Annotated in this window: 19 protein-coding genes; 14 read left to right on the top strand and 5 right to left on the bottom strand. The window is 71.1% G+C overall.

Going from position 1 to position 17,607, the window contains the following annotated elements:
* Positions 1–193: 193 nt before the first annotated feature.
* From ACFVYN_RS28350 to ACFVYN_RS28315, 8 genes are all read left to right on the top strand, one after another.
* Positions 194–892: a class F sortase gene (locus ACFVYN_RS28350; RefSeq protein ID WP_390003245.1), complete on the top strand. Its 699-nt coding sequence runs from the start codon at positions 194–196 to the stop codon at positions 890–892.
* Positions 893–1,042: 150 nt separating this feature from the next.
* Positions 1,043–2,200: a SchA/CurD-like domain-containing protein gene (locus ACFVYN_RS28345; protein ID WP_390003244.1), complete on the top strand. Its 1,158-nt coding sequence runs from the start codon at positions 1,043–1,045 to the stop codon at positions 2,198–2,200.
* Positions 2,201–2,266: 66 nt separating this feature from the next.
* Positions 2,267–2,719, top strand: coding sequence for a cupin domain-containing protein (locus ACFVYN_RS28340; protein ID WP_390003241.1), 453 nt, complete (start codon positions 2,267–2,269; stop codon positions 2,717–2,719).
* On the top strand, positions 2,716–3,984 hold the full coding sequence (locus tag ACFVYN_RS28335; RefSeq protein ID WP_390003239.1) for a beta-ketoacyl-[acyl-carrier-protein] synthase family protein: 1,269 nt from the start codon (positions 2,716–2,718) through the stop codon (positions 3,982–3,984). Before ACFVYN_RS28340 ends, ACFVYN_RS28335 begins: the two co-directional genes overlap by 4 nt.
* Positions 3,981–5,231, top strand: a complete 1,251-nt coding sequence (locus ACFVYN_RS28330; protein ID WP_390003236.1) for a ketosynthase chain-length factor — start codon at positions 3,981–3,983, stop codon at positions 5,229–5,231. The genes ACFVYN_RS28335 and ACFVYN_RS28330 overlap by 4 nt, the downstream gene beginning before the upstream one ends.
* Before the next feature lie 42 nt (positions 5,232–5,273).
* Complete coding sequence (locus tag ACFVYN_RS28325) at positions 5,274–5,531, top strand: acyl carrier protein (protein ID WP_390003233.1); 258 nt, start codon at positions 5,274–5,276, stop codon at positions 5,529–5,531.
* Between the two features lies 1 nt (position 5,532).
* On the top strand, positions 5,533–6,012 hold the full coding sequence (locus tag ACFVYN_RS28320; RefSeq protein WP_390003230.1) for an SRPBCC family protein: 480 nt from the start codon (positions 5,533–5,535) through the stop codon (positions 6,010–6,012).
* Positions 6,013–6,032: 20 nt separating this feature from the next.
* A complete protein-coding gene (locus ACFVYN_RS28315; protein WP_390003267.1) occupies positions 6,033–6,365 on the top strand; it encodes a TcmI family type II polyketide cyclase in 333 nt (110 codons plus the stop codon).
* A gap of 48 nt (positions 6,366–6,413) precedes the next feature.
* Here the strand turns inward: ACFVYN_RS28315 and ACFVYN_RS28310 are convergent, their stop codons facing one another.
* Positions 6,414–7,469: a methyltransferase gene (locus ACFVYN_RS28310; protein WP_390003228.1), complete on the bottom strand. Its 1,056-nt coding sequence runs from the start codon at positions 7,467–7,469 to the stop codon at positions 6,414–6,416.
* A gap of 42 nt (positions 7,470–7,511) precedes the next feature.
* Entirely contained in the window at positions 7,512–8,573 is a 1,062-nt protein-coding gene (locus tag ACFVYN_RS28305; protein WP_390003227.1) for a nitrous oxide reductase family maturation protein NosD, read from the bottom strand.
* Between the two features lie 464 nt (positions 8,574–9,037).
* On the opposite strand from ACFVYN_RS28305, the gene ACFVYN_RS28300 reads away from it, so the two are divergent.
* From ACFVYN_RS28300 to ACFVYN_RS28285, 4 genes are all read left to right on the top strand, one after another.
* Positions 9,038–9,241, top strand: coding sequence for a cold-shock protein (locus tag ACFVYN_RS28300; protein ID WP_004986771.1), 204 nt, complete (start codon positions 9,038–9,040; stop codon positions 9,239–9,241).
* 177 nt (positions 9,242–9,418) lie between these two features.
* Positions 9,419–10,912 carry a DEAD/DEAH box helicase gene (locus ACFVYN_RS28295; RefSeq protein WP_390003224.1) on the top strand — a complete coding sequence of 498 codons (1,494 nt, stop codon included), beginning with the start codon at positions 9,419–9,421 and terminating at the stop codon, positions 10,910–10,912.
* A 54-nt stretch (positions 10,913–10,966) separates the two neighbouring features.
* Positions 10,967–11,215 (top strand): CBS domain-containing protein, encoded by a 249-nt coding sequence (locus tag ACFVYN_RS28290; protein WP_390003221.1) that lies wholly within the window; start codon positions 10,967–10,969, stop codon positions 11,213–11,215.
* Positions 11,216–11,665: 450 nt separating this feature from the next.
* Positions 11,666–12,016, top strand: a complete 351-nt coding sequence (locus ACFVYN_RS28285; RefSeq protein ID WP_390003218.1) for a MerR family transcriptional regulator — start codon at positions 11,666–11,668, stop codon at positions 12,014–12,016.
* Between the two features lie 13 nt (positions 12,017–12,029).
* Here ACFVYN_RS28285 and ACFVYN_RS28280 read toward each other — a convergent pair whose 3' ends face one another.
* Positions 12,030–12,755: a DUF4232 domain-containing protein gene (locus ACFVYN_RS28280; protein ID WP_390003215.1), complete on the bottom strand. Its 726-nt coding sequence runs from the start codon at positions 12,753–12,755 to the stop codon at positions 12,030–12,032.
* A gap of 188 nt (positions 12,756–12,943) precedes the next feature.
* Between ACFVYN_RS28280 and ACFVYN_RS28275 the strand changes: the two genes are divergently transcribed.
* Positions 12,944–14,218 carry a helix-turn-helix domain-containing protein gene (locus tag ACFVYN_RS28275; protein WP_390003212.1) on the top strand — a complete coding sequence of 425 codons (1,275 nt, stop codon included), beginning with the start codon at positions 12,944–12,946 and terminating at the stop codon, positions 14,216–14,218.
* 19 nt (positions 14,219–14,237) lie between these two features.
* Here the strand turns inward: ACFVYN_RS28275 and ACFVYN_RS28270 are convergent, their stop codons facing one another.
* Together ACFVYN_RS28270 and ACFVYN_RS28265 are read right to left on the bottom strand one after the other, a co-directional pair.
* Positions 14,238–15,557, bottom strand: coding sequence for a phosphatase PAP2 family protein (locus tag ACFVYN_RS28270; protein WP_390003209.1), 1,320 nt, complete (start codon positions 15,555–15,557; stop codon positions 14,238–14,240).
* Between the two features lie 218 nt (positions 15,558–15,775).
* A complete protein-coding gene (locus ACFVYN_RS28265; RefSeq protein ID WP_390003206.1) occupies positions 15,776–16,612 on the bottom strand; it encodes a helix-turn-helix domain-containing protein in 837 nt (278 codons plus the stop codon).
* A 112-nt stretch (positions 16,613–16,724) separates the two neighbouring features.
* Here ACFVYN_RS28265 and ACFVYN_RS28260 point away from each other — a divergent pair, with 112 nt between their 5' ends.
* The gene (locus tag ACFVYN_RS28260) at positions 16,725–17,321 is read left to right on the top strand and encodes an NADPH-dependent FMN reductase (protein WP_390003204.1); all 597 of its coding nucleotides are present in this window, start codon (positions 16,725–16,727) and stop codon (positions 17,319–17,321) included.
* Positions 17,322–17,607: the final 286 nt, after the last annotated feature.

Raw genomic sequence — 17,607 nt, 5'->3', positions numbered from 1 at the left:
CTGTTGTTTTTTTTTATCTGTCTGGGGGTTTTTAGGGGGCCCGCTTTAGTTTGTGCGCGGTATGCGGGGCGTTACGTTGGCGGCCCGCGATTGGGGCCGGGGCCGCCACGCGTGTGCCGCGTGGCGGCCCGGCCGGCCCTCCCCGTGCCCCGTCCGCCTGATTTGCTGCCGTGCCCTGGTGAGGTGGTGCCCGATGGCAGTTCGTCCTTCTCCCCCCGCAGACAGTCCCGGCCAGGACGATCCCGCCCCGACCGGGGACGGTTCCCACACCAAGCTGATGCTGGGCGCCGCGGCGATCCTGGTGCTGGCCGTGAGCCTGTTCGGCGGAAACGGCGGGTCGCCCCCCGACGCCCCCCGGCTGCCGCGGACCCTGCCCGCCGCCGTGTCGACTCCACCGCCACCGCCCGGACAGGCGGCCGGGCAGCCGGCCGGCAGGCAGCTGCCGCGCTCCAGACCCGTACGCCTGCTCATTCCGAGGATCGGGGTCGACGCCCCCTTCACCGACCTCGCCATCGGCCCCACGGGCCGGCTCGAACCCCCTCCCGCCGCCGACACCAACCTCGTCGGCTGGCACGCCAAGGGCGTCTCCCCCGGAGAGCCGGGCACCGCGATCATCGCCGGACACGTCGACACGAAGACGTCGGCGGCCGTGTTCGTGAACCTCGGCGAACTGGAGGAGGGGGACGTCTTCCACGTCGACCGCGCCGACGGGCGCAGGGCGTCCTTCGTGGTCGACAGCGTGGAGACGTTCGAGAAGGACAACTTCCCCAGCCGGCGCGTGTACGACGACACGGCCCGGCCCGAGGTGCGGCTCATCACCTGTGCGGGTGACTACGACCGTTCGGTGAAGGACTACACGGACAACCTCGTGGTCTTCGCCCACCTCCTCTGACTCCTCTGAGTCACCCCCTCCGCTGAGTCACCCCCACGGTGCATACGAGTCGCGCGCTTACCGGGGCGGCCTGACGATCGAGGAACGCCGACGTCACGCCCCGTGGCCGACGTTCGTCCGCCCCTGCCCCCCGAAGGAGATGTGCGCAGGATGACCACCACGTCCGACCGTGTTTCGAAAGCGCCTACGCAACAGGCGTCGCAGCGGGTCTCCCAGTCCGTGTTCGACGGCTCCAGGCTCCGTGTCGTCCTGCTGGTGGACGTCTACGACGGGGCCCAGCAGCAGTTCCTGGAGGCCTACGAGAGTCTGTGCAGCCAGGTCGCCTCCGTTCCCGGACATGTCAGCGACCAGCTGTGCCAGTCCATCGAGAACCCCTCCCAGTGGCTCATCACCAGCGAGTGGGAGAGCGCCCCGCCGTTCCTCACCTGGGTCAACAGCGAGGAACACGTGCGGATGGTGCAGCCGCTGCACAGCTGCGTCCGGGACACCAGGTCGCTGCGCTTCCACATCGTCCGCGAGACCGGCGGCCCGGCGGTGCCGACCGGACCCGGGAAGCGCCGGCTCCAAGCGGCGCCCAGGATCGGTGACGGGGTCATCCGCCACGCGCTCACCTTCACCGTCAAGCCGGGCAGCGAGGCCACCGTCGCCGGGATCCTCGCCGGCTACACCTCGCCGGAGCCCCGGGTCGACGACACCACCCGGCTGATCCGCACCTCGCTCTTCATGCACGGCAACCGGGTGGTCCGGGCCATCGAGGTACGGGGCGACCTGCTCGCCGCGCTGCGCCACGTCGCCCGCCAGCCCGAGGTGCGGGCCGTCGAGGAAGCCATCAACCCCTATCTGGAGCAGGACCGGGACCTCGACGACCCCGAGTCCGCCCGGGTCTTCTTCACCCGCGCGGCGCTGCCCGCCGTCCACCATGTGACGGCCGGCCAGGAGAGCCCGGAGGCCGTGCGGCACGCGCTGTACTACCCGGCCCGCGAGGGGCGCGGTATGCAGCTGGCCGAGCTGCTCGCCCGGCAGGACGAGGCGGCGGCGGACGATCCGCGGGGACCGGTGCTGCGCAGCACCATCTTCCAGCGCGACGACGTCGTGATGCGCCTGGTCGACGTGCGCGGCCCCCTCGACAGCGACCCCGGCCCCGTGCTCGGTCTCACCGATCACGGCCGGGCGGCCGAGCTGACGGCACTCCTCGACGGCGAAGCCCTCGGCGTGGACGGCCCGGCCCTGCGGGACAGCACCCCCGCCCACCTCCTCGCGGTCTCCCGCATGGACCTCGTCACCGACCGCCGCGCGCCCGAGGCCTGATCCACCGGCTCGGGCCGTGACCGGCCACGCCCTCATGTCGATGCAGCACCTGTTCGGAGGAACGTCGTGATCAAACGTCATCCCGGAGTAGTGGACCTCAGCGAGGTCGAGCCCAACACCCGGCGCGGGGGCGATCTGCGCGCCCTGCTCACTCCCACCACGGTCGGCTCCACCAGCGGCTTCATGGGCGTGGCCATCGTGCAGCCCGGCGACCGCATCGCCGAGCACTACCACCCGTACTCCGAGGAGTTCATCTACGTGGTCTGCGGCCGGCTCGAGGTGGACCTGGACGGTGAGCCCCACGAACTGCGGCCCGAGCAGGGGCTCCTGATCCCGTCCCACATGCGGCACCGCTTCCGCAACGTCGGCAACGTGGAGGCCCGCATGGTCTTCCACCTCGGCCCGCTGGCCCCGAGCCCGCCGCTCGGGCACGTCGACACCGAGGACGCCGACGGCGTGCCGATCCCCGTGGACGCGGTCCACGCCGGCGCGGCCGAACGATCCGGGTTGCGCTCATGACCAGGCGCGTGGCGGTCACCGGCATAGGAATCGTCGCCCCGGGCGGCATCGGTGTCCCGGCCTTCTGGGACCTGCTGACCAGCGGCCGTACGGCGACCCGGGGCATCACGTTCTTCGACCCGTCGGGGCTGCGTTCACAGATCGCCGCCGAGTGCGACTTCGACCCGGCGGCGCACGGACTGGACGAGGAGCAGATCGCCCGGAGCGACCGCTACCTCCAGTTCGCCCTGGTCGCCGGCGAGGAGGCGGTACGGGACTCCGGCCTCGACCTGGCCGCGGAGAACCCGTGGCGGGTCGGGGTCTCCCTGGGTACCGCGGTCGGCGGGACCACCCGGCTGGAGCACGACTACGTCCTGGTCAGCCACGGCGGGCAGCGCTGGGACGTGGACCCCCGGGAGGCCGGCCCGCATCTGCACCGGGCGTTCTCGCCCAGCACCCTCGCCTCGGCGGTGGCGGAGCGGTTCGAGGCGCGCGGGCCGGTGCAGACCGTCTCCACCGGCTGCACCTCGGGGCTCGACGCCGTCGGGTACGCCTTCCACACGATCGAGGAGGGCAGGGCCGACGTGTGCATCACCGGCGCCTCGGACTCGCCGATCTCCCCGATCACCATGGCCTGCTTCGACGCGATCAAGGCCACCTCCCCGAGCAACGACGACCCCGCTCACGCCTCCCGCCCCTTCGACGCCCGGCGCAACGGGTTCGTCATGGGCGAGGGCGGCGCGGTGCTCGTCCTGGAGGAACTGGAACACGCACGGGCCCGCGGAGCGCGCGTGTACTGCGAGATCGGCGGCTACGCCACGTTCGGCAACGCCTACCACATGACCGGTCTGACCGGTGAGGGCCTGGAGATGGCCCGGGCCATCACGGACACCCTCGACCAGGCCCGGCTCGGCCCCACGGCGATCGACTACGTCAACGCGCACGGGTCGGGCACCCTGCAGAACGACCGGCACGAGACGGCCGCGGTCAAGCGGGCGCTGGGCGCACACGCCTACGACACGCCCATGAGCTCCATCAAGTCCATGGTGGGCCACTCCCTCGGCGCGATCGGGGCGATCGAGGTCGTCGCGTGCACGCTGGCCCTGGCCCACCAGGTCGTCCCGCCCACCGCGAACTACGAGACCCCGGACCCCGAGTGCGACCTGGACTACGTGCCGCGGGTCGCCCGCGAGCGCAAGCTGCGCAGCGTGCTCTCCGTGGGCAGCGGGTTCGGCGGCTTCCAGTCCGCGGTGATCATGACCCTGCCGAGGGAGAAGACCGAATGAGCGCACCACACCCCCGGCGCGCGGCCGTCACCGGAATCGGCGTGGTCGCGCCCAACGGAACCAGCACCGAGGCCTTCTGGAAGGCCACCATGGAGGGCGTCGCCGTCCTGGACCGGATCACCCGTGAGGGGTGTGAGCACCTGCCGCTGCGGGTCGCCGGCCAGATCCGGGACTTCGATCCGCCGTCGGCGGTTGAGGAGCGCTACCTCGTCCAGACCGACCGGTTCACGCACTTCGCGATGGCCGCGGCCGACCTGGCGCTGGACGACGCCGGGCTCGGCCGGTCCGACACCGACGCCGCGCCGTTCTCCGTGGGCGTGGTCACCGCCGCCGGTTCCGGCGGCGGCGAGTTCGGGCAGCGCGAGCTGCAGCAACTGTGGGGCAAGGGAAGCCGGTTCGTCGGGCCGTACCAGTCCATCGCCTGGTTCTACGCCGCGAGCACCGGCCAGATCTCCATCCGGCGCGGCCTCAAGGGCCCCTGCGGGGTGGTCGCCTCCGACGAGGCCGGCGGTCTGGACGCCCTGGCGCACGCGGCGCGGGCCGTGCGGCGCGGCACCGACGTGATGGTGGCCGGCGCGACCGAGGCGCCGCTGGCCCCCTACTCGATGGTCTGCCAGCTCGGTTACGAGGAGCTGAGCACGGTCGCCGAACCGGACCGCGCCTACCGCCCGTTCACCTCCGCGGCCTGCGGATTCGTGCCCGCGGAGGGCGGTGCCATGCTCGTCGTGGAGGCCGTGGACGCGGCCCGGGAGCGGGGCGTGCCCGTGCGGGCCACGCTGGCGGGACACGCGGCGACCTTCACCGGCGCCTCCCGCTGGGAGCAGTCCCGGGAGGGGCTGGCCCAGGCGATCCGGGGCGCCCTGGACGAGGCCGGGTGCGCACCGGAGGAGATCGACGTGGTCTTCGCCGACGCCCTCGGCGTCCCGGAGGCCGACCGCGCCGAAGCACTCGCGATCGCGGACGCCCTCGGCCCGCACGGCACCCGCGTGCCCGTCACGGCGCCGAAGACCGCCGTCGGCCGGGCCTACGGGGCGGCACCCGTCCTTGACGTGGCCGCCGCGGTGCTCGCGATGGAGCACGGACTGATCCCGCCCACCCCCAACGTCTTCGACGTCTGCCACGACCTCGACCTCGTCACCGTCCGCGCGCGCGCCACCGAGATGCGCACGGCACTGGTCCTCAGCCGAGGGCTCATGGGGTCGAACGCGGCGCTGGTGCTACGGCGCGGTGCCGCGGACGCCTCCTAGCGAGGCGTCGCACACACATCACCAGGCAAGGAGAGGAACCGCATGAGTGACCGAATCACCGTGGAAGAGCTGGCCGAGCTCATGAAGAAGGCCGCCGGCATCACCGTCGCCCCGGAGGAGCTCGAGCAGCGGCAGGAGTCCGGGTTCGACTCCTTCGGCCTCGACTCGCTCGGTCTGCTCGGCATCGTGGGCGAGCTGGAGAACCGGTACGGCACCCCGATGCCTCCCGACGCGGAGAAGAGCAAGAGCCCTCGGCAGTTCCTCGAACTCGTCAACAGCGCGCTTCTGGCGGGAGCCTGAGATGACCGGACACACGCAGAACGAGATCACCATCGCGGCCCCGCTGGACCTGGTCTGGGACATGACCAACGACGTCGAGAGCTGGCCGCAGCTGTTCAGCGAGTACGCCTTCGCCGAGATCATCTCCCGGGAGGGCGAGCGGACCACCTTCCGGCTGACCATGCACCCCGACAAGGACGGCAAGGTGTGGAGCTGGGTCTCGGAGCGGGAGCCGGACCGCGACACGCTCACCGTGCGGGCCCGCCGTGTCGAGACCGGACCCTTCGCCTACATGAACATCGTGTGGCAGTACGAGAAGGTCCCCGAGGGCACCCGGATGGTCTGGACGCAGGACTTCGCGATGCGGCCCGACGCACCGGTCGACGACGCCTGGATGACGGACAACATCAACCGGAACTCCAAGGTCCAGATGGAGCTGATCCGGGACCGCATCGAGAAGGCCGCCGAAGAGCGCCGGCCCGTACAGATGCTGTCCGACTGAGCGGGACGGAGAACATGACGATGCACCAGTCCCTGATCGTCGCCCGTATGGCCCCGGAGTCGGCCCTGGACATCGCCAAGGTGTTCGAGGAGTCGGACCGCGGCGAACTGCCGCACCTCGTCGGGGTCGCCCGGCGCAGCCTGTTCCAGTTCGACGATGTGTACCTGCACCTCATCGAGTCCGAGCAGGACCCCGGGCCGGCCATCGCGAAGGTGGCCGGACACCCCGAGTTCCGGGACATCAGCGAGCGCCTCGCGGCGTACGTCAGCGCGTACGACCCGGCGACCTGGCGGTCACCGAAGGACGCGATGGCGCGGTGCTTCTACCGCTGGGAGCGGGACGCCGCCTCCTGACCCGCCGTTCGCCGGGCACGCACGGTTCGCGTGCCCGGCGAGGGTCGGTCAGGCGGGGATCGTGCAGTCGAACGCGTGCAGATAGGGGTTGACCGGGCGGACGTCGTCGATGACCAGGCCCGCCTCCGTCAGCCTGCGGGTCAGGCTCTCGGTGGTGTGCTTGGCCCCTCCGACGTTGAGGAGCAGCAGCAGGTCCATGGCGGTGCTGAACCGCATCGAGGGCGAGTCGTCGACGAGGTTCTCGATGGCCACGACCCGCGCTCCGGGACCGCCCGCCCCGATGACGTTGCGCAGGGTGCGGGTCGTGCTGTCGTCGTCCCACTCCAGGATGTTCTTGATGATGTACACGTCGGCCTGGACCGGGACGGCCGTACGGCAGTCACCGGGCACCAGGCTCACCCGGTCCGCGAGCGCGCCGCCCGGACGCAGTCGCGGGTCGGCGTTCTCCACCACGCGCGGCAGGTCGAGCAGGGTGCCGTGGAGCGAGGGGTACTTCTCCAGCAGGCTCGCCACCACATGACCCTGACCGCCCCCGATGTCGGCGACGGACTTGCTGCCCGACAGGTCGAGGAACTCGGCCACATCCCGCGCGGACTGCACGCTGGAGGTCGTCATGGCGCGGTTGAAGACGTCGGCCGACTCCGGGGCGTCCTCGTTGAGGTACTGGAAGAACTCCTTGCCGTAGAGGTCCTCCACGACGTTGCGGCCGGTGCGCACCGCCTCGTCCAGCATCGGCCACGCGGCCCAGGTCCACGGCTCGGTGCACCACAGCGCGATGGCGCGCAGGCTGTTCGGATCGTCCTCGCGCAGCAGCCGGGACATGTCGGTGTGCGCGAACGTCCCGTCCCGCTGCTCGGCGAAGATGCCGTAACAGGACAGGGCGCGCAGCAGCCGTCGCAGCGTCCTGGGCTCGGTCTTCACCGCGGCCGCGAGATCCTCCACGGCCAGTGGGCTGTCGTCGAGGGCGTCGGCGACACCCAGCCGGGCGGCCGCGCGCAGGGCGGCCGCACAGGCCGCGCCGAACACGAGCTCCCGGAGCCGCATGGACGGCGGCGGGGCGGCCTGAGGGGCCTCAGCCGTCCGAATGGTCTGAGCGGTCGTCATGGGCCGCCTTTCTGGGTCGAGTTCCTGGATGGCCACGGCCGGTCAGCACATTCCGGCGGGCTTGGAGGCCTGGCAGGAGTTGTGTTCGAAGGTGTTGTTCGTGCCGGTGTCCGTGTTGACGAGGTCCGCCGGGGCGTTGCCCTCCAGCACGTTGTCGGTGATCCGGTTCCGCTCGCTGGTGGTGCCCACGAAGCTCTTGAACAGGACGATGCCGCCCGACAGCGAGGAGGTGCCGGCGTTGCCGATGACGCGGTTGCCCGTCACCAGCGTGTCCTCGGTACCGGTCAGCACGATGCCGGAGCCCTGCAGCGCGTCCAGCCGGGCGGTCTTCGGGCAGGACTTGTTGTTCTTCTCGACGGTGTTGTCGCGCACGGTCAGCGCGCCGGCCTTCGGCTTGTTCTCGTCGCCCACGACGAAGACTCCCGCGCAGTTGCCGGTGAGGTGGTTGGCCGCGACGGTGAGGTTCCTCAGGCGCCGGACGGTGAGGCCGATCCGGTTGCCCTCAAGGCGGTTGTGCTCGACCAGGGTTCCCCCGGTGTCCGCGGCGCCCGCCTCCTCCTTGATGGTGTTGGCGAGGAACAGGCCGGCGTCGCCGTTGTCCCGGGCGGTGTTCTTGCGGAACACCCCGTGGGTGGAACGCTCCTGGGCGATCCCCCACACCCCGTTCTTCACCGCCGTCACGTTCCGTACGGTCAGCCCGTCGGTCGCCATGGCGAACACGCCGGTACTGGCGAAGCCGGTCACGGTGAGGGAGGAGACGGTGACGCCCTGGACGTCGTGCTCCTTCGTCCCGAGCACGCAGATGCCGTTGCCGGCCTCGGCACACTTGCCGGCCTTGTTCGGGGCGGGCTCGATGACGGTGTCGCGGCCCATGCCGCTCAGGGTGATCCCGGGCGTGCTCACCGTGACGCTCTCGCGATAGGTGCCGGGGGCCAGGAGGACGGTGTCGCCGGGCTCGGCGGCGTCCACCGCCTGCTGGATCGACTCTCCGGGGAAGACCACGTGGGTCATCTGGTCGGCGGCGGCGAGGGGCGGGGCGGCCCCGAACACCGCCCCGATGATCGCCACGGTGCATGCCAGGCGGGAGATATGAAATCTCATCATATTCGGCACGGTATGGCCTGAAAGGTCGTGAATGAGCGGGATGGGCCATCCGGGGGCGTGTCACGGGTGTGGTCCGCCGCGTGCCCCGGATGTGACGTTCATCGTGATCGCGGAGTTCCGGGACGTTCGCCGCCGCGCCGCCCACCGGCACCGAAAACGGCGGCGAAACCCCCATCACCTGAGGTCACAGGGCTGCGGGCGGGCCGCGCGGGAGGTAGGCCACGTCCAGGGGGCCGCAATATCTGTGCCCGCTGAATGAGATATAGGACCGGGGCACGGCGAGTATTCCCCGAACGTCGGTCCGGTCCCAAATCATCGCCCGGACGGGGCCGATCACCCCGTGCTACTGTCGATCTCAGTTGCAGGTGTGGTTGCCACAAGGTTTTTTCCGACGGGTTAATCAGCACGGCGACACGGGATTCACGCAGGGTGAATTCCGAAACCGCCTCCGAAGGAGAAATAACATGGCTACTGGCACCGTGAAGTGGTTCAACGCGGAAAAGGGCTTCGGCTTCATCGAGCAGGACGGCGGCGGCGCCGACGTCTTCGCCCACTACTCCAACATCGCCGCCCAGGGCTTCCGTGAGCTGCTGGAAGGCCAGAAGGTGTCCTTCGACATCGCGCAGGGCCAGAAGGGCCCGACGGCCGAGAACATCGTTCCGGCCTGACGCTCGGCACCGCCGCGCTAACTTCGCAGCTGGGGCCCGCACCTTGCGGTGCGGGCCCCAGCTCGCGGCATTTCAGGGCGCATCACACACATCGCCTCGGCCCGTTCTCGCGATTCTCTGCGCCGCTCACCGGCTGCGGGAATTCCTTGATACGTGCCGCATCAAGGAAGGTTTCGCATGAATCGCACACGTTCAAATGCCACCCGCTCAAATCCCACCCGTGGCCGTTCCGGCACTTCGTACCGTGGTTCCAGGCCGTCCGGACACCGGCAGACCGTGCAGGGCGAGTTCGCACCCCCGAAGACGATCACTCCCGCGCTCCCCGCGGTCGAGGCGTTCGCCGATCTCGCCATGCCCGAGCGGCTGCTGGCCACGCTGGGCCGTGAAGGCGTGACCGCGCCGTTCCCGATCCAGGCGGCGACCCTGCCGAACGCCCTGGCCGGCCGCGACGTCCTCGGCCGTGGCCGCACCGGCTCCGGCAAGACCCTCGCCTTCGGCCTCGCCACCCTGGCCCGTACGGCCGGACAGCGTGCCGAGCCGCGCAAGCCGCTCGCCCTCGTGCTCGTCCCCACCCGCGAGCTCGCCCAGCAGGTCACCGACGCGCTCACCCCCTACGCCCGCTCCGTGAACCTGAAGCTGGCCACCGTCGTCGGCGGCATGTCCATCGGCAGGCAGGCCGGTGCGCTGCGCGCCGGGGCCGAGGTGGTCGTGGCCACGCCCGGGCGGCTCAAGGACCTCATCGACCGCGGCGACTGCCGGCTGGACGAGGTGGCCATCACGGTCCTCGACGAGGCCGACCAGATGGCCGACATGGGCTTCATGCCCCAGGTCACCGCCCTGCTCGACCAGGTGCGTCCGGGCGGGCAGCGGATGCTCTTCTCCGCCACCCTGGACCGCAACGTCGACAAGCTGGTGCGCGGCTACCTGCACGACCCCGTCGTCCACTCGGTCGACCCCTCGGCCGGCGCGGTCACCACGATGGAGCACCACGTCCTGCATGTGCTCGACGCGGACAAGCACCGGACGACCACCGAGATCGCGGCACGCGACGGCCGGGTGATCATGTTCCTCGACACCAAGCACGCGGTGGACCGGCTGACCAAGCACCTGCTGAGCAGCGGCGTGCGTGCCGCGGCCCTGCACGGCGGCAAGTCCCAGCCGCAGCGCACCCGCACCCTCGCCCAGTTCAAGACCGGGCACGTGACCGTGCTGGTGGCGACCAACGTGGCGGCGCGTGGCATCCACGTCGACAACCTCGACCTGGTCGTCAACGTGGATCCGCCCACGGACCACAAGGACTACCTGCACCGCGGCGGCCGTACGGCCCGCGCCGGCGAGTCCGGCAGCGTCGTCACCCTCGTCACCCCGAACCAGCGCCGCGAGATGACCCGCCTCATGACGGCGGCCGGCATCACCCCCCGGATCGCCCAGGTGCGTTCCGGCGAGGAGGAGCTGAGCCGCATCACCGGGGCCCAGGCGCCTTCCGGTGTTCCGGTGGTCATCACCGCGCCGCAGGCGGAACGCCCCCGCCGCACGTCCTCCTCGTCCCCGTCCTCGTCCCCGTCCCGGGGTCGTCGTGGGCGCCGGGGCCAGGCGGGCACGGGCCGTCCCGCGGGCGAAGCGGCACGCCGCAGCGCACCGCGCCGGACCGGCTTCGGCTCCGCCGCCTAGGACGGCTGCGCCGGCCCGCTCACGACCCCACCCCTTTCCCCGCAGGAGGCACCCATGACGCCGACCCAGACGCCACACGTGGTCCTCGACCGGCAGGGGCCCGGGCCCCGGGTCAGTGACGACATGACGGTCGAGGTGGCTCTGTCCCTCATGGCCGGTGCCCGTGTCGATCACCTCGTCCTGTGCGACGGGGACGAGCAGCGCACGGGCATGGTCACCCTGGCCGGGCTCGCCGTTCTCCGGGACAGCGCCGCCTACACCGACCGGCTCCAGCTGCGGGAGGTCCTCGGCCTCGCCGGCTGACCCGCCTTACCCCGGTTCCACCTCAGGTCCGATGGGGCCCTGCCGACGCGCGTCGGCAGGGCCCCATCGCCGTATCCGGGCGCGGTTCCTCGCATCGAAGGATGTCTGCGTCACACGAGCGCCAAAATCTCCTCTTGCCAGAGTAGACATTGGCTCCTGACGTGGTTACTGTTCTTCTCGTAGACATGGTCAAGCGAGGAAAGAACGGAGGACAGACGCCATCAGGATCGCCCGGCCCGACGTGTTCGGCCCGGGTACCGCAAGACCCCGGATTGGATGGTGGTCCCCGGTCACGCAGCCGCGATCCCCGCACCCCTCCCGTCACCGGGCCGGGTAGCGGAAACAGAAGGTCGGCACAGCATGAGGGCCGACAGATGGTGTTGAATTCCCTTCGGGGCCCCGGTGCCGTACGGCATCGGGGCCCCTCGACGCGTTGCACAACGAGGTGACATGACAGCAGATATTCCACTCGGCGATCGCCTGGACGACGACGACTACCCCGCGTACACGATGGGCCGGGCGGCAGAGATGCTCGGCACCACCCCGGGCTTCCTGCGAGCCATCGGGGAGGCCCGGCTGATCACGCCTCTGCGCTCGGAGGGCGGACACCGCCGGTATTCCCGCTACCAACTGCGGATCGCCGCCCGCGCCCGCGAGCTCGTCGACCGCGGCACCCCCATCGAAGCCGCCTGCCGCATCGTCATCCTCGAGGACCAGCTCGAGGAAGCACAGCGCATCAACGCCGAGTACCGCCGCGCCGCGAACACGACGTCCGACAACTCCGGGTCCCGCGCCGGCTGACGGCGCGGTGGTGTCACCAGCTGACCGCGTCGTCCATCGACTGCTGCCAGTAGGTGACCTCGAGCGAGTCGTCGACGTAGACGCCCTTCGCGGGCAGCGACGGGTGTGCGCCCGTGCCGACGCTCTCGTCGCCGGAGCGGCCGTGGAAGTAGACGGTCAGGGACTTCGCGGTGTGGCCGTTCGCGCCGCTGCCGTCGGTCGCGGACAGGCTCACCGAGGCGTAGCCGGACTCGCCCGGCGCGAGCGTGACGACCGCCTGCGGCTGCGAGGCCTCGATGACCGGGGGCACGGCCTGGGCCTCCCCGAAGCGGACCGCCGGGTAGCCGTAGAGATAGCAGCTCTTGCTGCCGGTGTTGGTGACCGTGAGCAGCATGTGGTTCACCGGGCGGGTCAGCGGGGCCGCGACCGTCCGGGTGGTGGAGCCCTCGCAGGTGACCGGCTTGCCGGAAGAGGTGGGCACCTTCGTCGACACGGGGGTGCGCGCGGCGGACGTCGCGGTGCCGCCGGAGGATCCGGCGCCGGAGGATCCCGTGGCGGCCGACGGGTCGGTGACGGCCGAGGAGCCCGAGGGAGCCGGGGTGCCGGAGGCCGTCGCCGGAGAGGAGACCGCCGGGCTCGTGCTCGCCGCACGGCCCTCGTCCTCGGTGCCTGTTCCGTCGTTGCACGCGGTCAGCGAGAGCGCGGCGAGGACGGTGGTCGCGGCGGCGGCGACGAGACGGGTGCGGGAGATCTTGGACATGGTGCGGTGCCCCTTCGGAGATCGGGTGGCGTGGTGATTGGATGACCGAAGCTTGTGAGGTGATCCGTCCCGACCGCCACGTTCAGCGGGCAGTTGGGGACGCTGGAACGCCGAAACGGGCTCTGACCAGGGGGAACGCGCTGACCCTGGAATGCGTTGCTGGAATGCGGGGGGGTTGAGGGGAACGGGTGTCAGGGGCAACGGGGACCGAGCGGACCGAGGCGTTCGCGCAGTTGCTGCGGGAGCTCAAGGACCGGTCGGGGCTGAGCTACGGGACGCTCGCCAAGCGTCTGCACATGAGCACGTCGACGCTGCACCGCTACTGCAACGGCACCGCCGTGCCGGTCGACTACGCCCCGGTGGAGCGCCTCGCGCGGGTCTGCCGGGCCACACCGCAGGAGCTGGTGGAGCTGCACCGGCGGTGGATCCTGGCGGACGCGGAACGTGGGCGCAGGCCGGACCAGGTCACGGCGAAGGGCCCGGATCAGGAGGCCGCCGGTGCGGAGCCGGGTGAGCCGGTTGCCGTCGACACCCCGGTCGAGGCCGCCCCGCCTCGTCGTCTCTCCTGGCTCCGTCGTCGCCGTACCGTGCTGATCGCCTCCGTCGCGGTGGTCGCCGCGCTGGGGCCCGTCGCCTACGCCCTGCGCCCGGTGGACACCCGCGCCGGGGACACCACTGTGCCGGCGTCCACCGGCAGCACCCCGGACACCGGGTCCGCCGGGCAGCCCTCCCCCACCCCGTCCGCCGACGCGAGCACACGCAAGCCGTCCGCGTCGGCCACCAGCTCTCCGACCGGGACAGCCGGTTCGAAAAGCACCCCGAAGGGACAGGGCAAGCAGGACGCGGGCCCGGCCACCACCGGTGTCCCGCTCACCGTCGACGTCCGCCCCTACGTCTACGAGGACCCGTGCAGCCAGCACTTCCTCGTCGACAGCGACCCCGACAAGGTCGGCCCGCCGGCGCCCGGCGAGCAGGACGCGCCGCGCTGGGCAGCCGCCTACGGGGCGGTCTCCTCGGGCGAGCAGCGGATCGCGCTCACCGTCCAGGGCACCGGCGAGGAGACCGTCGTACTGAACGCCCTGCACGTCCGTTTCCTCACCAAGGGCGCGCCACTCGCCTGGAACGACTACTCGATGGGCGTCGGCTGCGGAGGCGGTGTCGGCACCAAGTCCTTCGACATCGACCTGGACAACGGCAGCCCCACCGTCACCGCGAAGAACGGCCAGCGCGACTTCCCGTACAAGGTCAGCGAGTCCGACCCGGAGGTCTTCTACGTCACCGCCCGCACCAAGGCGCACGACGTCCGCTGGGACCTCAGCCTGGACTGGTCCAGCGGCGGCCGCAGCGGCACGGTCCACCTGGACGACGGCGGCAGGCCGTTCCGCACCAGCGCCGACGTGGGCCGCCCGGGCTACGACTATCCGCTGGGCGGCGGCGAGTGGATCGAGCGGACGGGCGGCTGAACCGCGCGTCCGCCGCGGTTCACAGCAGTTCGGGCTGCGGCTGCGGCGCTCGCGCCGACGGGTTCGCCGGTTCCCACCGGGCGACGGTCCGCGTGTAGCCGTAGATCACCGAGGCCAGTGCCAGCAGGAGCAGGGGACCGGCCAGCCAGGGGTACTCGGCCATCCGTACCGGCAGGAAGCGGTACGACAGCAGGAGTGCGAGGAAGACGGCCGCGCCGTAGGCGGTCAGCCGGAGCGCGGAGCGGTCCCAGCCGCGGTCGTAGGCGCGCAGTCCCGCCTCGATGGTGAGGGTGAAGACCACGCCGGCGACGAGGTCCACGCCGTAGTGGTAGCCGAAGCCCAGCGTGGCGCAGAGGGTGGCGATCAGCCAGAAGGTGCCCGCGTACCGCAGGAACCGGGGGCCCGTGCGGGAGTGGATGAGGATCGCGGTGGCCCACGCCGTGTGCAGGCTGGGCATGCAGTTGCGCGGGGTGACCCCGTCGAACGGTATGGAGTGCGGGGCGGATATCGGCGGCGGTGTCTGCGGCCACAGGTTCGCCACCGCCCAGCGCCCGTCGCTCGGTATCTGCGGCGACCACAGGGCGATGGACGCCCAGTGGTCGGTGCCGGTGCCGTAGGCGAAGACCGGGCCGACCACCGGGAAGATCATGTAGATGGCCGGTCCGAGCAGGCCGATCAGCAGGAACGTGCGCACCAGGTGATGGCGCGGGAAGCGGCGCTGGGCCGCCACGTGGCGCAGCTGATACAGCGCGACGACCACCGCGGCCACCGCGAGCTGGCCGTAGATGGTGTCGAGGAAGTTGAAGCCGACCGCTCCGGTGGCGGTGACGAGCCGGCCCATCAGCCACGACGGGTTGCCCAGGGCGTGGTCGGCGTTGGCGAGGTAGGGGTCGAGCACCTGCGGCCGGCTCTTCGCGGTGATCAGCAGCCAGGTGTCACCGGTCTTGCGGCCGGCCACCAGCAACATGCCCAGCCCGACGCCCTTCAGCAGCAGGACGCGCTCCGGGCCGGTGCGGCGGGTGAGGGCGATGACCGCGCAGCCCACGAGCACCCACAGCGCGCCGTTGCCGAAGGGGTGGCCGTGGGTCACCTCGATGTCGCACACCCACCGGACCACCGCGAACGCGAGGTCGATGCCGATCGCGGCACCGAACGCGAGGAACCGCTGCCGCCAGGTGAGCACCACCGTCATCAGTGCCAGGCCGGCGTACAGCAGGGGGCCCGACTTGGGCGGGCACACGAACTCGCGTGCCTGGGTGGTGAGCGGTCCCGGCAGGCCGTAGTGGTGGGCGGCGCACTCCATCGCGACGAAGAACCCGAGGGCCACGACGGCCCCCACGGCCCAGAGTCCCGCTCGCGAAGGAATCCGCGGTGGCATTTGTATCACTTTCAGCCAGTTTCACTAGATCTCGTCAGGGAACCGCCTGCCCGACTGAGGAAGAGGGAAGGATCCCCGTCCGGGTTCCTGTGTCCCCCCTGAGAAACCCGGCCGACCGAAGATGCAGGGTAAGGCATGGCAGCACTAATCGAACACCGGACGGAGAGGGTCCGGCCAGGTCAGGAGATGGCCCTCAGTCCGCCGTGGGACGGACGGCTGAGTTCGTGGACCGCCTCGGCCGTCGCCTCGTCCGCGGGGAGGAGGACGAGCAACTGCTGCGCGTCCGCGGAGAGTTCGAGCGTCTCGCGGACCAGCCGGAGTTCGGGCCCGGAGGGATGCCGCAGCCGGAGGTCCCCGCGCCGTGGAACGACGTGCCGGTTCAGGCGGCGGGTGAGTTCGGGACCGGCCGCGGGTGCGAGTTCCGCGGTGAACCACTCGTGGGAGTCGAGGGACGGTCCCAGCCACAGGTCGAAGGCCCGCTCGTCAGCGACGTCGTCCCAGTCGGCGAAGAAAGACCGGGCGCGGGGGTCGGTGAAGACGTACCGGGTGAGGTTCGGGGTGTCGGAGTCGAGCAGTCCGGTCCCCCTCGTCACCGCCTCGAACGCGCCGGTGTGGGCGAGGACGTCGCCCATCCGGTTGGTCACCAGGGCGATGCCCGGCTCCAGCAGGCGCAGCGTCCGCAGCACCGAGGGCCGTACGTGGCGCGACGGCGGGGCGGGCCGGGTGTGGGCCACGCACTCGCCACCACTGATCTTCGTGAGATAGCGCAGGTGGTCACGCTCGGCGGCGTCGAGGCCGAGCGCGTCGGCCAGGGCGTTGACCACCGCGATCGAGGGATTGCGGTCACGGCCCTGCTCGATGCGGGTCAGGTACTCGACGCTGATGCCGGCCCGGGTGGCGAGGTCCGATCGCCGTAGCCCCGGTGACCTGCGGCGGCCGTGGTCCGGCAGGCCCAGCGACGCCGGCTGGATGCTGTCCCGCTTGGCCCGGACGAAATCCCCCAGTGGTGTCCCCATGGTCCGAGCATAGGTTCCGGGCCGCCGCCTGCGGAGGGCTCAGGGTGGCCCTGCGGGGGCCAGCCTGAGCCCGGCCTGGCTGCGGACGCGGCGGGGTTCGATCGTGGTGGGCATGGCAAACGACAAGCACAAGCTGGTGGTCATCGTCGGAAGCGTCCGCGAAGGGCGGTTCGGTCCGGTCGTGGCCTCGTGGGTCGCCGAGCAGGCCGCGGCACACGGCGGGTTCGAGGTGGAGGTCGTCGATCTGGCCGGGATCGACGTCCCGCTGTCACTGCCCGCGGTGTCGCCGAAGTACGCGGGGGACGACTATCCGCGGCCGGCCGGGATGGAGTCGCTGACGTCGGCCCTGGAGAGCGCCGACGCGTTCATCGTGGTCACACCGGAGTACAACCACAGCTACCCCGCGTCCCTGAAGGCGGCGATCGACTGGCACTTCACCCAGTGGACGGCCAAGCCGGTCGCCTTCGTCAGCTACGGCGGCGCGGCGGGCGGCCGCCACGCGGTGCTGCACCTGGAGAACGTCCTCACCGAACTGCACGCGGTGACGGTCCGCGACGGCCTCGCCTTCCCCAACTACTTCACCGCGTGGCAGGACGGCCACCCCCTCGACCCCGGGACCGCCGGATACGCCAAGACCCTGCTGGAACAGCTGTCCTGGTGGGCGCGCGCCCTGCGCTCGGCCCGCGAGACCACGCCGTACCCGGCGTGAGCCGACATGAGCCGACGGCGAGGGGACATCCCGAGCGTGTGGTGGATCACTGTGGGGGTCGAGGGGTGCTTCTCGGGGACTTCGGGCGGGCGCAAAAGTCTGGTGTGGTGACGTCACATATGCGGATGCGTCGGCGTTGGTCTGCGCCATGAGGCGGCCGTTGGCATCCCGTCGTCCTGGAGGACCGGCTCACCGAGGCCTCCGCAGGAACGAGGAGACGAGCCGGCGGCCGGACGAATAACTGTCACGGCCGCAACAGAATCATGGGCGGGGCGCAGCAAGGTTT

The organism is Streptomyces sp. NPDC058307 (assembly GCF_042880295.1).
Lineage (GTDB): Bacteria > Actinomycetota > Actinomycetes > Streptomycetales > Streptomycetaceae > Streptomyces.
The sequence above is the reverse complement of the archived record's forward strand: the minus strand, read 5'-3'. Positions and strand labels throughout refer to the sequence as shown.

Excerpts from the sequence above, each read along its gene's own strand:
- ACFVYN_RS28345 (WP_390003244.1), top strand. The coding sequence starts at position 1,043 with ATGACCACCACGTCCGACCGTGTTTCGAAAGCGCCTACGCAACAGGCG.
- ACFVYN_RS28300 (WP_004986771.1), top strand. The coding sequence starts at position 9,038 with ATGGCTACTGGCACCGTGAAGTGGTTCAACGCGGAAAAGGGCTTCGGC.
- ACFVYN_RS28285 (WP_390003218.1), top strand. The coding sequence starts at position 11,666 with ATGACAGCAGATATTCCACTCGGCGATCGCCTGGACGACGACGACTAC.
- ACFVYN_RS28310 (WP_390003228.1), bottom strand. The coding sequence starts at position 7,469 with ATGACGACCGCTCAGACCATTCGGACGGCTGAGGCCCCTCAGGCCGCC.
- ACFVYN_RS28320 (WP_390003230.1), top strand. The coding sequence starts at position 5,533 with ATGACCGGACACACGCAGAACGAGATCACCATCGCGGCCCCGCTGGAC.
- ACFVYN_RS28350 (WP_390003245.1), top strand. The coding sequence starts at position 194 with ATGGCAGTTCGTCCTTCTCCCCCCGCAGACAGTCCCGGCCAGGACGAT.
- ACFVYN_RS28260 (WP_390003204.1), top strand. The coding sequence starts at position 16,725 with ATGGCAAACGACAAGCACAAGCTGGTGGTCATCGTCGGAAGCGTCCGC.
- ACFVYN_RS28325 (WP_390003233.1), top strand. The coding sequence starts at position 5,274 with ATGAGTGACCGAATCACCGTGGAAGAGCTGGCCGAGCTCATGAAGAAG.
- ACFVYN_RS28330 (WP_390003236.1), top strand. The coding sequence starts at position 3,981 with ATGAGCGCACCACACCCCCGGCGCGCGGCCGTCACCGGAATCGGCGTG.
- ACFVYN_RS28315 (WP_390003267.1), top strand. The coding sequence starts at position 6,033 with ATGCACCAGTCCCTGATCGTCGCCCGTATGGCCCCGGAGTCGGCCCTG.
- ACFVYN_RS28335 (WP_390003239.1), top strand. The coding sequence starts at position 2,716 with ATGACCAGGCGCGTGGCGGTCACCGGCATAGGAATCGTCGCCCCGGGC.
- ACFVYN_RS28295 (WP_390003224.1), top strand. The coding sequence starts at position 9,419 with ATGAATCGCACACGTTCAAATGCCACCCGCTCAAATCCCACCCGTGGC.
- ACFVYN_RS28280 (WP_390003215.1), bottom strand. The coding sequence starts at position 12,755 with ATGTCCAAGATCTCCCGCACCCGTCTCGTCGCCGCCGCCGCGACCACC.
- ACFVYN_RS28265 (WP_390003206.1), bottom strand. The coding sequence starts at position 16,612 with ATGGGGACACCACTGGGGGATTTCGTCCGGGCCAAGCGGGACAGCATC.
- ACFVYN_RS28290 (WP_390003221.1), top strand. The coding sequence starts at position 10,967 with ATGACGCCGACCCAGACGCCACACGTGGTCCTCGACCGGCAGGGGCCC.
- ACFVYN_RS28305 (WP_390003227.1), bottom strand. The coding sequence starts at position 8,573 with ATGATGAGATTTCATATCTCCCGCCTGGCATGCACCGTGGCGATCATC.